Genomic DNA, 12,633 nt, shown 5'->3' with positions numbered 1-12,633 from the left:
CGTCGCCCTCAGTCGCGGGCCGGGCCCGGCCCGCCGGCGGCCGGGGGCACGACGGGCGGCCCCGACCCCAGCAGCATGCGCTGCAGCTCGCGCGCCGCACGCGGCGGTTCGACGTCGCTGCGGTGCGCCAGCGCGATCGTGCGCCGCAGGCCCGGCGACGCCAGAGGTGTCGTCCGTAGATCCTGGCCGGCCCGCACGGCGACCATGCGGGGTACGACGGCGATTCCGAGGCCCGCCCGTACGAAGCCGAGGACGGCGTCCATCTCGCCGCCCTCCACCGTGAACGACGGCTCGAAGCCCTCTGCCCTGCACGCGGCGACGGTCAGCTCCCGCAGGTCGTAACCGTGCCGGAACATCACCAGCGGCTCGTGTTCCAGATCGGCGACGTGCACGGAGCCCTTTCGTCCGGGTGCAGGCCGGGAGACCGACGACACCACCACCAGGTCCTCGTGCAACAGCTCCACCGTGGTGAGCGCGGGCGAGGCGGCGGGCAGCGGCAGTACGAGCAGTGCGAGATCCAGAGCCCCCCGGGCCAGCTGCCGTACGAGGTCGTGGGAGCCTCCCTCCTCGATCAGGAGCTGGATCCCCGGGTGGGCGCCGTGGAAGGCGCGCAGCACATCCGGCAGCAGGCCGGTGCAGACACTCGGGGTGGCGCCGAGCCTGATCCGTCCCCGGCGCAACTGGACCAGTTCCTGCACCTCATGCCGTGCGGTGTCCGAGTCCGCCAGGATCCTGCGGGCGAGCGGCAGCAGCGCCTCGCCCGCGTCGGTCAGTGCGATGTTGCCGCGCGCCCGGCTGAACAGCTCGGCACCCAGCTCGTTCTCCAGGGCCTTGATCTGCTGGGAAAGAGAGGGCTGCGACACGTGCACCTCTTCGGCCGCCCGGGTGAAGTGCCTGGCCTCGGCCACGGCCACGAAGTAAGCGAGCTGCTGGAAGTGCATACAGCCGACGATAGCGAACTTCATAGCTGATGCCTATGGAGATGAGTTGTTTCATGTCTTGGACTGATGGTGCCCTTCACCTTTAGCGTCGTGTCCATGGCATTGGCAACGCGGACGGACCGACGGCCGTCCATGACGCGTACGCTCTGGGACTCGTCCGTCGGCAAGAAGACGATCATGGCTGTGAGCGGCCTGATCATGCTCGGTTATCTGGTGGCCCACATGCTGGGCAACCTGAAGATCTTCTTCGGATCCGACGAGTTCAATCACTACGCGCACTGGCTCCGAACCCTCGGCGAGCCCTTCCTGCACTACGAGTGGGCGCTGTGGATCATGCGCGTGGTCCTCGTCGCGGCGGTCGTTCTCCACGCCGTCTCGGCATACCAGCTGAGCCGCCGTGACCTGAGGGCGCGCCCGACCGCGTACGTCCACAAGAAGGCGCGCTCGAGCTATGCCACGCGCACCATGCGCTACGGCGGCATCATCCTCGCGCTGTTCATCGTGTGGCACATCCTGGACCTGACGACCGGCACCGTGCACACCAGCGGATTCCAGTCCGGGCACCCGTACGAGAACGTGCTCGACACCTTCTCGACCTGGTACGGCAACGTCATCTACATCGTCGCCGTGCTCGCCATGGGACTGCACGTCCAGCACGGATTCTGGAGCGCGGCGCAGACCCTCGGCGTGGGCAGCGCGAGCCGGGACCGCGTCCTGAAGGCCCTCGCCAATGTCCTCGCAGTGGTGCTGACGGCCGGCTTCGTGTCCGTGCCCGTCGCCGTCATGACCGGAGTGGTGAGCTGATATGAGTGACTACACGAACTACCGCACCGGCGAGCCCGTCGTCGACGCCAAGGCGCCCGAGGGGCCCGTCGCCGAGCGCTGGAACACCCGCCGCTTCGAGGCGAAGCTCGTCAACCCGGCCAACCGCCGCAAGCACACCGTCATCGTCGTCGGCACCGGCCTGGCCGGTGGCTCGGCCGGCGCGACGCTCGCCGAACAGGGCTACCACGTCGTCCAGTTCTGCTTCCAGGACTCGCCCAGGCGGGCCCACTCCGTCGCCGCGCAGGGCGGGATCAACGCGGCCAAGAACTACCGCAACGACGGCGACTCGGTGCACCGCCTCTTCTACGACACCGTCAAGGGCGGCGACTTCCGCGCCCGCGAGTCCAATGTCCACCGCCTGGCCGAGATCTCCGTGGAGATCATCGACCAGTGCGTCGCCCAGGGCGTCCCGTTCGCCCGGGAGTACGGCGGCCTCCTCGACAACCGTTCCTTCGGCGGCGTCCAGGTCTCCCGTACCTTCTACGCCCGTGGTCAGACGGGGCAGCAGCTCCTCCTCGGCGCCTACCAGGCGCTGTCCCGCCAGATCGCCGCGGGCAACGTCGAGCTCCACTCCCGTACCGAGATGCTCGACCTGATCGTCGTCGACGGCAAGGCCCGCGGCATCGTGGCCCGCGACCTGGTCACCGGGAAGATCGACACCTACTTCGCGGACGCGGTCGTCCTGGCCAGCGGCGGCTACGGCAACGTCTTCTACCTGTCCACGAACGCCATGAACTCCAACGCCACCGCGATCTGGCGCGCCCACCGCCGCGGCGCCTACTTCGCGAACCCCTGCTTCACCCAGATCCACCCCACCTGCATCCCGCGCACCGGTGACCACCAGTCGAAGCTGACGCTGATGAGTGAGTCCCTGCGCAACGACGGCCGCATCTGGGTCCCGAAGGCCAAGGGCGACGACCGCCCCGCCAACCGGATCCCGGAGGACGAGCGGGACTACTACCTGGAGCGCATATACCCGGCCTTCGGCAACCTGGTGCCCCGGGACATCGCCTCCCGCGCCGCGAAGAACGTCTGCGACGAGGGCCGTGGCGTCGGTCCCGGCGGACAGGGCGTCTACCTCGACTTCGCCGAGGCCATCGCGCGTATGGGCAGGAAGAAGGTCGAGGAGAAGTACGGCAACCTCTTCGACATGTACGCGCGGATCACTGCGGAGAACCCGTACGAGACACCGATGCGCATCTACCCCGCCGTGCACTACACGATGGGCGGCCTCTGGGTCGACTACGACCTCCAGACCACGATCCCCGGCCTCTTCGCCATCGGCGAGGCCAACTTCTCCGACCACGGCGCGAACCGGCTCGGCGCCTCCGCGCTCATGCAGGGCCTCGCCGACGGCTACTTCGTCCTGCCGTCCACCATCAACGACTACCTGGCCCGCAACCCGCACGCGGAGGAGGTCGACGCCGGCCACCCGGCCGTCACCGAGGCCGTCGCCGAGACCGAGGACAGGCTCAACCTCCTCCTCGCGGTCGACGGGGACCGCACGCCGGACTCCTTCCACCGGGAGATCGGCGAACTCATGTGGGAGTTCTGCGGGATGGCCCGCACTGAGGAGGGGCTGCGCAAAGCGCTGGACCGGATCCCGCAGATCCGGGAGGAGTTCTGGCGCCGAATCAAGGTGCCCGGTACCGGCGAACAGTTCAACCAGTCACTGGAGAAGGCCAACCGCGTCGTCGACTACCTGGAGCTCGCCGAGCTCATGTGCCTCGACGCCCTGCACCGCGCCGAATCCTGCGGCGGCCACTTCCGCGAGGAGTCGCAGACCCCGGACGGCGAAGCCGCCCGCCACGACGAGGAGTTCTCCTACGCCGCGGCCTGGGAGTTCAGCACCACCGGCGACGCCCCCGTCCTGCACAAGGAAGACCTCGTCTTCGAGTACGTCCACCCCACTCAGCGGAGCTACGCATGAAGCTCACCCTGCGCGTCTGGCGCCAGCAGAACGCCGAGGCGCCCGGCGCCATGGCCACCTACGAAGTCGACGGCATCTCGCAGGACATGTCGTTCCTGGAGATGCTCGACACCCTGAACGAGGAGCTCATCCTCAGCGGGGACGAGCCCGTCGCCTTCGACCACGACTGCCGCGAAGGCATCTGCGGCGCGTGCAGCCTCGTCATCAACGGCGATGCCCACGGCCCCGAGCGGACCACCACCTGCCAGCTCCACATGCGGTCCTTCGACGACGGCGACACCATCGACATCGAACCGTGGCGCGCCTCGGCCTTCCCGGTCGTCAAGGACCTCGTCGTCGACCGTTCCTCCTTCGACCGCATCATCCAGGCCGGCGGATACATCTCCGCGCCCACCGGCACGGCGCCCGACGCACACGCCACTCCGGTGCCCAAGCCGGACGCCGACTCGGCCTTCGAGCACGCCGAGTGCATCGGCTGCGGCGCCTGCGTCGCAGCCTGCCCGAACGGCTCGGCGATGCTCTTCACCTCAGCCAAGGTCAATCACCTCAACGTGCTCCCGCAGGGGGCGCCCGAGCGGGAGACCCGGGTGCTCGACATGGTCGCCACCATGGACGACGAGGGCTTCGGCGGCTGCACCCTCACCGGGGAGTGCGCCACGGCCTGCCCCAAGGGGATCCCGCTGCCCTCGATCACCGCGATGAACAAGGAGTGGCTGCGCGCCAACCGCAAGGTCCGCCGCTGATCCTGTCCCATACGGGGAGCCAGCCCGTCCGCAGCGCCTTCGCCAGGTACGCGGCCGTACGGCTCCCCGCAGCGCGGGCGACCACCCGAGCGCGCCGTAGCTCCGTGGCCCGCTTGATCCGCTGTGCCTGTCAGCACCAGCGAACAACCCATCGAGGACGGTGTCGTAACGCTCCAGGACTACGGTCTGCCGGTGATCCTCCCGCACGCTGAGGACCACCGGCAGAAGGGCGCCGGACCTACACCATCGGATCCATGCCGCGGTCGCGCATGGAACTCTCCTGCTCGCTCTGCTCCCGCAGGCGGCGGGCTTTGTCCTGGAGCCGCTGCCGCTGCTCCGGGTCGGTGGCGCGTTCCGCGGCCTCGTTCAGTTCCTGCGCCTTGGCACGTAGCTGCTGGGCACGGCCGCCGGACTCACCTGCAACACTCATGATCACTCCTGGATCTGTGGGGAACCGGACACCGTCCAGCGAATCAGCGCCCGGGCCTGCCTGCATCTCGGACGGCCACGCTCGGCAAGCGTGTCGGCCCCGTGCCCCGTTCGGACCTCCTGTCCGGCAGGCGTAAGGGCGAGGGTGTGGGGTAGTGGGTGCGGCGGTGCACCACCGTCGTCCGACAGTGAGGAGAGGTGCCATGCCCGCAGGATCCAGCTCCAAGCGCGAACGCCAGTACGAGCACATCAAGGAAGGTGCCGAGAAGCGGGGCACGTCCACGAAGCGTGCCGAGGAGATCGCGGCGCGCACCGTCAACAAGGAGCGCGCCAGGTCGGGAGAGTCCAGGACCGCGAGCCGGGCATCCCTCCGGGACCCCAAATCGTCGTCCGAGCGCGGTGGACAGCGCTCCCACAGCGGAGCGCAGGGGCCGACCAAGGATCAGCTGTACGAAGAGGCCAGGAAGCGCAACGTCGAGGGCCGCTCCTCGATGAACAAGGAGCAGCTGCGCAAGGCTCTCGGGCGCTGAGGGCGCGACGACGTGCGACTCGACGAGTGCCCTGGGGGCGTGGCAGAGGCCCGACCTGACGGCCCGGTGGTGGTGAACGAACGGACGGTGTCCGGGGTGGCGTCCTGCATCCGCAAGGTGTCGGCGTCGAGGGTTCCGCAGGGCACGGGAGCAGCAGGTCGTAGGCGGCGGCGGAGTCCACGTGGAACAGGACGAGGGGGCGGCCGGGCGGTCTCCCCTGGTATTTGTCGTCGACGCGCGTGCGCGGCGCGACCGGGACGGGTTCTTCTCGGCGGCGCCCCACGACTTGCCGCTGGAGGAGGGCGCGGGCCTGGTGCCGGCGAGCGTCGAGGAGAGCGAGATCGTGTACCTGACGGGCCTGCCCGAGAAGTGCCGCAGGGACACCCGGCCTGGTTGGAACGGCCGAGGCTGCCGAGGGGCAGCGTCCCTATGCGGCGCGACGGCGACCGGCCCGTCGCGCCGAGTTGGAGATCCTGGAACGACTGAGCCGGGACCGCGAGCTGCGCGTTCTCGTCGATGACGACGAGCTGGTGTGTGACGCGGCCGAGCAGGCCGGTTTCACGGTCGTACGCGCCCGGAGGGCCGTTGCCCGTTGTCCCGCTGCCGCTGAAGGATGCTCAGGAGCGTGAGGGGCGCACCTGAGAGGACCGGCCGCGGTCCCTGCCCGGACCGACGTAGCCGGTCAGGCGTTCTCGTCGAGCCGGAAACCGACTTTGAGTCCCACCTGGTAGTGGGCGATGCGGCCGTCCTCGATATGGCCGCGGACCTGCGTCATCTCGAACCAGTCGAGATTGTGCAACGTCTCGGAGGCTCTTGCGACGCCGTTCCGGATCGCCGCGTCAAGGCCTTCCTCGGAGGTTCCTACGATCTCGGTGACCCGATAGGTGTGATGTGACATTTAATGTCTCCTTTCGTGGTTCCACGGTGCCTCACTCCGCGTCGGAGCGCGAGGCATCCGCTCCCGCGCACGACTGCCGGGGTGCCGATTCCCTCGTTCGCGTCGACCCGGGGATTCAGCCGTCGCACATCCCTTCGCTCCACAGCGGTCACGTCGAATCCAGCCGGTCACGGAAGAAGTAAGGGGCCGGGTCGTCGTACGTCCGAGACAGCCCGGCAGCCGCACCCGCTGATCCGTCCCCGGAGACTGCCATGACCGTGCTGCCCGCCTCCCTCGCTCCCACACCCGTCGGGGTACCCGCCCCGCGTCCGGCCGCTGCCCCCGCTCCCCCGGGGTACCGCGTCTCCCTGGCCACCTGCCAGGACGACGTACGCGCCGCCCAGCGCCTGCGCCACCTGGTCTTCGCCGGAGAACTCGGCGCCAGGCTCGACAGCGCCGAACCCGGCCTGGACAGTGACGCGTTCGACGCGTACTGCGACCACCTGCTGGTGCGCGAGGCGGCCACCGGAGAGGTGGTCGCGACGTACCGGTTGCTGCCCCCCGAGGGGGCCAGGCTCGCGGGCGGACTCTACGCGGAGACTGAATTCGACCTCGGGCGGCTCAGCCCGATCCGCGACGACCTCGTGGAGGTGGGGAGGTCCTGTGTCCACCCCGCCCACCGGGACGGTGCCGTCATCGCCCTGATCTGGGCCGGACTCGCCCGCTACATGGAACGCACCGGCCACACCTGGCTGGCCGGCTGCTGCTCCGTCCCCCTGGCCGACGGAGGCGCGCAGGCCGCCAGGAGCTGGGACACCGTACGGACCCACAACCTCGCGCCCGAGGAGTACTGGGTCACCCCCCACCGCCTCTGGGACACCACCGGCCACCCCGGCGGCGGCGCGGGCGGCCGCGCCGCACTGCCGCCGCTGCTGCGCGGCTATCTGCGCCTCGGCGCCTGGGTCTGCGGAGCCCCCGCCCACGACCCGGACTTCAACGTCGCGGACCTCTACGTCCTGCTCTCGATGCACCGCACCGATCCGCGCTACCTGCGCCACTTTCTCTCGCTGGCCCCGCTGCGATGAGTGCCTGGCCGCCCGTAGCCCCCTGCACCCCGCGCGACTGCGCACACCACGAGGGCGCCACACGCGCGCCCCTACCCGCCGCGGCCCTGCTGCTCGCCGGGTGCGCTCTCACTTTCCTCGGGGTGCTCTGCGTGCCGGTGGCGCTGCTCCTGACGCCCCCGTACCGCGACAGGCTGACCCGCCGGTGGGCATACGGGGTGGTGCGGGCCTTCGGCGTACGCGTACGGGTCACAGGGTGCCCCGTGGAGCGGGCCCGGCCACCGGCGGGCGAGCTCGTGGTCGCCCATCACGTCTCGTGGCTGGACATCCCGCTCGTGGCCGCCGTGCTTCCCGCCCGGATGGTCGCCAAGAGCGAGATACGGAACTGGCCGCTGCTCGGACCGCTGGCCGCGCTCGGCGGCACGCTGTTCATCGAGCGGGACCGGCTGCGTGCCCTGCCGCACGCGGTGCGGGCCGTCGCCGGAGCACTGGCCTCCGGATCACGGGTCGCGGTGTTTCCGCAGGGCAGCACCTGGTGCGGCCGGAGCGGCGGCGGCACGTACCGGCCCGCCGCCTTCCAGGCGGCGATCGACGCCGGTGCCGTCGTCCGTCCGGTCCGCATCAGCTACCGGACGACGCAGACGGACACGGCGGGAGCCGTCGCGTTCGTCGGGGACGACCCACTCGCCGCCTCGCTGTGGCGGGTGGTGACCGCCGCCGGGCTCACCGCTGAGATCCGGATCCTGCCGCCGGTCCTCGTGGAAGGTGAGCCCGACCGGCGGGCACTGGCCCGCGCGGCTCAGTCCGCCGTCGCCAGCGACAACGCGAACCTGCCCGCCGCATCCGTCCACCACTGATCCAGCCGCAGGCCGGCCGCGGCCAGCTCGTCGCGCACCCTCTCCGCACGGAACTTCGCCGAGATCTCGGTGCGCAGTTCCTCCCCCTCCTCGAACTGCACCACGAGATCCAGCTCCCTGATCTTGACCGTCAGCGCCCGGCGGGCGCGAAGCCGCATCTCGATCCACTCGTGATCCGGATCCCAGAGGGCCACATGACCGAAGTCGTCGAGAGCGAAGTCCGCCCCCAGCTCACGGTTCACCACCGTCAGCACGTTCTTGTTGAAGGCGGCCGTCACCCCGGCCGCGTCGTCGTACGCAGCCACGAGGGTCGCCTCGTCCTTGACCAGGTCCGTGCCGAGCAGCAGTCCGTCCCCCGGCGCGAGCCGCGCCCTTACGGACCGCAGGAACTCCGCTCGCTCCTCAGGAAGCAGATTGCCCAGCGTTCCGCCGAGGAACACCACCAGCCGTGGCCCGGGGCTCCCGGGCAGTTCCAGCACATGCGTGAAGTCAGCGACGAGCGCGTGAACGGAGAGTCCCGGACGTTCGGCCAGCAGCGCCTCGGCCGCACCAGCCAGGGCGCTCTCGCTGACATCCACCGGCACATAGGTGTGCAGCGCCGGCAGCGCGTCCAGCAGGTGCCTGGTCTTCTCGGAGGAGCCCGACCCCAGCTCGATCAAGGTCCGCGCCCCCGAGGCCGCAGCGATGTCACCGGCACGGGCGATCAGGATCTCACGCTCGGCGCGGGTCGGGTAGTACTCGGCCAGCCGGGTGATCTCCTCGAAGAGGTCACTGCCGCGCGCGTCGTAGAACCATTTGGGCGGCAGCGTCTTCGGGTGCCGCGTCAGACCGCTCAGCACATCGGCGCGCAGCGCCGCGTCCGTCGCGTCCGCAGGCAGGGTGCGGGTCAGCTGGAAGGGACTCACGCGGTGGGCTCCTTGAGCGGGGTCAACAGGACATCGGTGCGTGTCGCGGCCAGCAGAGTGTGGTCCGGGACCTCGCGCCAGTACGGATCGTCGTCGTACGGCTCCGAGGCCACCACCGCGCGGCGTCCCGGTTCGTGGAGGCACCAGAGGGAGTCGCCCCACGTGGTCGCCACGATGGTGGTGCCGTCGGTGAGCAGCAGATTGAGACGCGAACCGGGGGCTGCGGCGCCGGCGTCGACAACCGTGTCGGCAACCGCCCGCGCTATCTCGTCACCCTGCGCGGTCCGGTGGAGCACCAGCGCCCAGAGCAGCGCCGAATCGCTCCGGGCCGCCAGGGCGAGCAGCCTCTCGGGCGGCAGCGCGCCGGCCAGCGGGGCGAGGGAGCCGGGCCAGCCGCGGACCGCACCGTTGTGGCTGAACAGCATGCTTCCCTCGGCGAAGGGAGCGGCGGCGGCCTCCCCGTCCGCCCCGGCGAACGTCGCGTCGCGTACCGCGGCGAGCAGCGCCGTGCTGCGCACCACGCGGGCGAGGTCGGCGAAGGTCTCGTCGCCCCAGACGGGCCCGGTGCGGCGGTAGCGGCCCGGTACGGGGTCCCCGTCCGCATACCAGCCGACGCCGAACCCGTCGGCGTTGACGGTGCCGTACCGCTGGCGCCGGGGCTCCCAGGATTGGCGTACGAGCCCGTGAGCGGGCGAGACCAGCACATCCCCGAGCGCCACCGGAGGTCCCACGTACGCGATGTGCCGGCACATCAGGCATCCCTCGCCGTACGGAATCCGGAGAAGATCTGGCGCCGGACTGGGAGGTCCCAGTTGCGGAACGTACCGCGGCAGGCCACCGGATCCACGGCGAACGAACCGCCACGCAACACCTTGTGTCCGGGGCCGAAGAACACCTCCGAGTACTCGCGGTACGGGAAGGCGGCGAAGCCGGGATAGGGCAGGAAGTCGCTGGAGGTCCACTCCCACACATCACCGATCAGCTGGCCCGCGCCCGCCGGGGAGCGGCCGGCCGGGTACGCGCCCGCGGCGGCGGGCCGCAGGTGCCGCTGGCCCAGATTGGCCCGCTCGGGTGTCGGGTCCTCGTCGCCCCAGGGGTAGCGCAGCGACCGCCCCGAGGCAGGGTCGTGGCGGGCGGCCTTCTCCCATTCCGGCTCGGTCGGCAGGCGCCGGCCCGCCCAGCGGGCGTACGCGTCCGCCTCGTACCAGCTGACGTGGAGCACCGGCTCGTCCGCCTGTACGGGCTCGGTCACCCCGAAGCGCCGCCGCAGCCACCGTCCGGCGTCCCGGTGCCAGAACAGCGGTGCGGTCAGACCGTGTTCGCAGACCATCCCCCAGCCCTCGGGCGCCCACCAGCGTTCTTCGGCGTAGCCGCCCTCCTCGATGAAGCGCCGGTACGCGCCGCAGGTGACCGGAGCGGTGTCGATGTGGAACGCCGCCACGTCGCGCCGGTGCGCGGGCCGCTCGTTGTCCAGCGCCCAGGGCTCGGTGGAGGTCCCCATGGTGAAGGGGCCTCCGGGGACCAGGACTTCGGCGGGCAGTGTGACGGCTCCGTCGGGCTCCGGCGGCTCCGGCGCACTGAGTACCGCCGGCCCCGAGCGCAGCTGATGGGTGATCAGCATCGTCTCACCATGCTGCTGTTCGTGCTGGGCGACCATGCCGAAGGCGAATCCCGCCCTCTCCAGCGGGCGCCCCCCGCCGTGCAGCGGGGCGCCGCCGAGGACGTCCAGGGCCCTGTCGCGTACCTCGGCGGCGTACGTCCGCGCCTCCGCGGGCGCCAGCAGGGGCAGCGAGGGCCGGCTCGCCCGGGAATGCTCGAAAGCGTCGTACAGCCCGTCGATCTCGGGGCGGATCGCCTCACGGCCTCCCACAGCCCGGAGCAGCCACAACTCCTCCTGGTTCCCGATGTGCGCCAGGTCCCAGACCAGGGGGGACATCAAGGGGGAGTGCTGCGCGGTGAGTTCCTGGTCGTCGACGCTGTCGGTGAGCAGGGCGGTGCGCTCGCGGGCAGTGACGAGCGCGGCCAGGGCACGCTCGCGCAGCATCTCGGCGTCGAGTTCCGGGCCGCTGTGCGGAGCAGGGGTGTCGGTCATCGGGTCACGCCCTTTCCGTACGGCACCTGCGCCGGGTCGGGAAGATCGTCGGCTGGGCAGCGGCCCCGGGCCACATAGCGCTCGTCGAAGGCGGCGACCGTCCCGAGGACGTGGTCGCTCGCCCCCATCCTGGGAAGCGCCTCCAGTGCGGCCCTGAAGCAGACCGCTGCCGCCGCCGCCAGGTCCGGATCGCTCAGCCCGTCACGGGCGGCGGCCGTCCAGAGCGGGTTGCGGGGCGCGGCCGGCAAACCCGCGGTCTCGGCCAGCGGTTTCACGGCGCGGTACACGGTTTCTGCCGCCGCCGGGTCGTCGAACAGGGCGGTGGCGACGGCAAGGGGGACCAGCCAGCCGTCGGCGCCGGACTGGGCGTCGATCATCCGCAGTTCCAGATGCCCGCGCGGGCGCATCGGGGGGAACAGCGTGGTGAGGTGATAGTCGAGATCGGCCCGCACCGGTGGCCTCGGCCCACCGCCACGGATCCAGTCCCGGAACGTCAGACCCTCCGGTACGGCCCAGGGGCCGTCATCGCTCCGGACGCACATCACCGACGTGGCGAGCACATGGGCGGCCCAGGCGTCACGGGGCGCGAGACGGCTCGGCGGCGCGAGCGACCTGGCCGGATCGAGATCGGCCCACAGCGCCTGCCGCGTCGACCGCCAGCCGGTGCGCCGCCCCTGCCGGAACGGCGAATTGGCGAACGCCGCCACCAGCACCGCGCCGAGCAGATGCCCGAGCTGCCAGCGCCGTCCGTAGCCCAGCGGACCCGGCTCCTCCTCACCGGCGTCCAGACAGACCTGGACGGAGGCGGAGGTGCACATCATGGCGCGGCCCGAGGGGCCCGACCGGTCGAGCGCGGCTTCCATGGCGTCGTAGCGCGGCTCCCGGAGCAGACGACGGGGCGGATGCCACGGGTCCACACCGACGCCGGCCAGGGCCAGCCCGGCCCGGCCGAGGGTGTCGCGTACGGAGGCCAGGTCGGCGGCCGTGGCGTCGACGCACGCCATCAGGGAACCCGCCGGCTGGGAGCTGAGCTCCAGCTGACCACCCGGTTCGAAGGTCAGGGAAGCGTCCAGCTCGGTCGCGCGCACGGCGTCGGCCGCCGCGCGCAGACGGTCGTGAGAGACGGCGACCTCGGGATGTCCACGGTCATGGATCAGCCATTCCAGCTCCACACCCACCGTCCGGGGCGGTCCCGTCTTGAAACATATGCCGCGAAGCAGATCCTCCGCCTCGTCCTCGCTCAGGGGCGACACGTCGACGGGCAGGCCGTGCTGGCCGAGAGCGTCCGGGGGCATGCTGGGCCTCCTCTTCGGGTGCTTGCTTTCCACTCAAACCCTTACCGGGAGTTCGCACAAGGGTGCCCCTGTGCAACGGAAAAGCGGTTGCGTCCATGCCGCCGGGCCGTCCAGCATGCCCCGTATGCACGATACGGGGGAGCGC

13 protein-coding genes and 1 pseudogene are annotated in these 12,633 nt (G+C 70.9%); 7 read left to right on the top strand and 7 right to left on the bottom strand.

Features of this window, described 5'->3' with window-relative positions:
- Positions 1-8 precede the first annotated feature (8 nt).
- Positions 9-941, bottom strand: a complete 933-nt coding sequence (locus ACWD04_RS20905; RefSeq protein WP_451134210.1) for a LysR family transcriptional regulator — start codon at positions 939-941, stop codon at positions 9-11.
- A 96-nt stretch (positions 942-1,037) separates the two neighbouring features.
- Between ACWD04_RS20905 and ACWD04_RS20900 the strand changes: the two genes are divergently transcribed.
- Genes ACWD04_RS20900 through ACWD04_RS20890 form a run of 3 tightly spaced genes read left to right on the top strand, consistent with a single transcriptional unit; the run spans position 1,038 to position 4,439 of the window.
- Positions 1,038-1,745 carry a succinate dehydrogenase gene (locus ACWD04_RS20900; RefSeq protein ID WP_451133995.1) on the top strand — a complete coding sequence of 236 codons (708 nt, stop codon included), beginning with the start codon at positions 1,038-1,040 and terminating at the stop codon, positions 1,743-1,745.
- Position 1,746: 1 nt separating this feature from the next.
- On the top strand, positions 1,747-3,696 hold the full coding sequence (locus tag ACWD04_RS20895; protein ID WP_451133993.1) for a fumarate reductase/succinate dehydrogenase flavoprotein subunit: 1,950 nt from the start codon (positions 1,747-1,749) through the stop codon (positions 3,694-3,696).
- On the top strand, positions 3,693-4,439 hold the full coding sequence (locus tag ACWD04_RS20890; protein ID WP_387391812.1) for a succinate dehydrogenase/fumarate reductase iron-sulfur subunit: 747 nt from the start codon (positions 3,693-3,695) through the stop codon (positions 4,437-4,439). Before ACWD04_RS20895 ends, ACWD04_RS20890 begins: the two co-directional genes overlap by 4 nt.
- Before the next feature lie 238 nt (positions 4,440-4,677).
- Here ACWD04_RS20890 and ACWD04_RS20885 read toward each other — a convergent pair whose 3' ends face one another.
- Positions 4,678-4,869: a DUF6381 family protein gene (locus tag ACWD04_RS20885; RefSeq protein WP_389199084.1), complete on the bottom strand. Its 192-nt coding sequence runs from the start codon at positions 4,867-4,869 to the stop codon at positions 4,678-4,680.
- A gap of 202 nt (positions 4,870-5,071) precedes the next feature.
- On the opposite strand from ACWD04_RS20885, the gene ACWD04_RS20880 reads away from it, so the two are divergent.
- Both ACWD04_RS20880 and ACWD04_RS20875 read left to right on the top strand, forming a co-directional pair.
- Complete coding sequence (locus tag ACWD04_RS20880; RefSeq protein WP_451133990.1) at positions 5,072-5,398, top strand: plasmid stabilization protein; 327 nt, start codon at positions 5,072-5,074, stop codon at positions 5,396-5,398.
- A 217-nt stretch (positions 5,399-5,615) separates the two neighbouring features.
- A pseudogene (locus ACWD04_RS20875) lies at positions 5,616-6,040 on the top strand (hypothetical protein).
- 40 nt (positions 6,041-6,080) lie between these two features.
- On the opposite strand, the gene ACWD04_RS20870 reads toward ACWD04_RS20875, so the two are convergent.
- Positions 6,081-6,296 (bottom strand): dodecin, encoded by a 216-nt coding sequence (locus tag ACWD04_RS20870; protein WP_451133988.1) that lies wholly within the window; start codon positions 6,294-6,296, stop codon positions 6,081-6,083.
- A 251-nt stretch (positions 6,297-6,547) separates the two neighbouring features.
- Here ACWD04_RS20870 and ACWD04_RS20865 point away from each other — a divergent pair, with 251 nt between their 5' ends.
- A complete protein-coding gene (locus tag ACWD04_RS20865; protein ID WP_451133986.1) occupies positions 6,548-7,360 on the top strand; it encodes a GNAT family N-acetyltransferase in 813 nt (270 codons plus the stop codon).
- Positions 7,357-8,196, top strand: a complete 840-nt coding sequence (locus ACWD04_RS20860; protein WP_451133984.1) for a lysophospholipid acyltransferase family protein — start codon at positions 7,357-7,359, stop codon at positions 8,194-8,196. The genes ACWD04_RS20865 and ACWD04_RS20860 overlap by 4 nt, the downstream gene beginning before the upstream one ends.
- On the opposite strand, the gene egtD is transcribed toward ACWD04_RS20860, so the two are convergent.
- The 4 genes from egtD to egtA are packed head-to-tail and all read right to left on the bottom strand — an operon-like array spanning position 8,139 to position 12,488.
- Positions 8,139-9,101, bottom strand: coding sequence for an L-histidine N(alpha)-methyltransferase (gene egtD / locus ACWD04_RS20855; protein ID WP_451133982.1), 963 nt, complete (start codon positions 9,099-9,101; stop codon positions 8,139-8,141). The two genes, ACWD04_RS20860 and egtD, sit on opposite strands and share 58 nt — an antisense overlap.
- The gene (gene egtC / locus ACWD04_RS20850) at positions 9,098-9,853 is read right to left on the bottom strand and encodes an ergothioneine biosynthesis protein EgtC (protein WP_451133980.1); all 756 of its coding nucleotides are present in this window, start codon (positions 9,851-9,853) and stop codon (positions 9,098-9,100) included. The genes egtD and egtC overlap by 4 nt, the downstream gene beginning before the upstream one ends.
- Complete coding sequence (gene egtB / locus ACWD04_RS20845) at positions 9,853-11,193, bottom strand: ergothioneine biosynthesis protein EgtB (protein WP_451133978.1); 1,341 nt, start codon at positions 11,191-11,193, stop codon at positions 9,853-9,855. The genes egtC and egtB overlap by 1 nt, the downstream gene beginning before the upstream one ends.
- The gene (gene egtA / locus ACWD04_RS20840; protein ID WP_451133976.1) at positions 11,190-12,488 is read right to left on the bottom strand and encodes an ergothioneine biosynthesis glutamate--cysteine ligase EgtA; all 1,299 of its coding nucleotides are present in this window, start codon (positions 12,486-12,488) and stop codon (positions 11,190-11,192) included. The genes egtB and egtA overlap by 4 nt, the downstream gene beginning before the upstream one ends.
- Positions 12,489-12,633: the final 145 nt, after the last annotated feature.

The sequence above is a fragment of the Streptomyces sp. NPDC002911 genome, assembly GCF_053591835.1.
The sequence above is the reverse complement of the archived record's forward strand: the minus strand, read 5'-3'. Positions and strand labels throughout refer to the sequence as shown.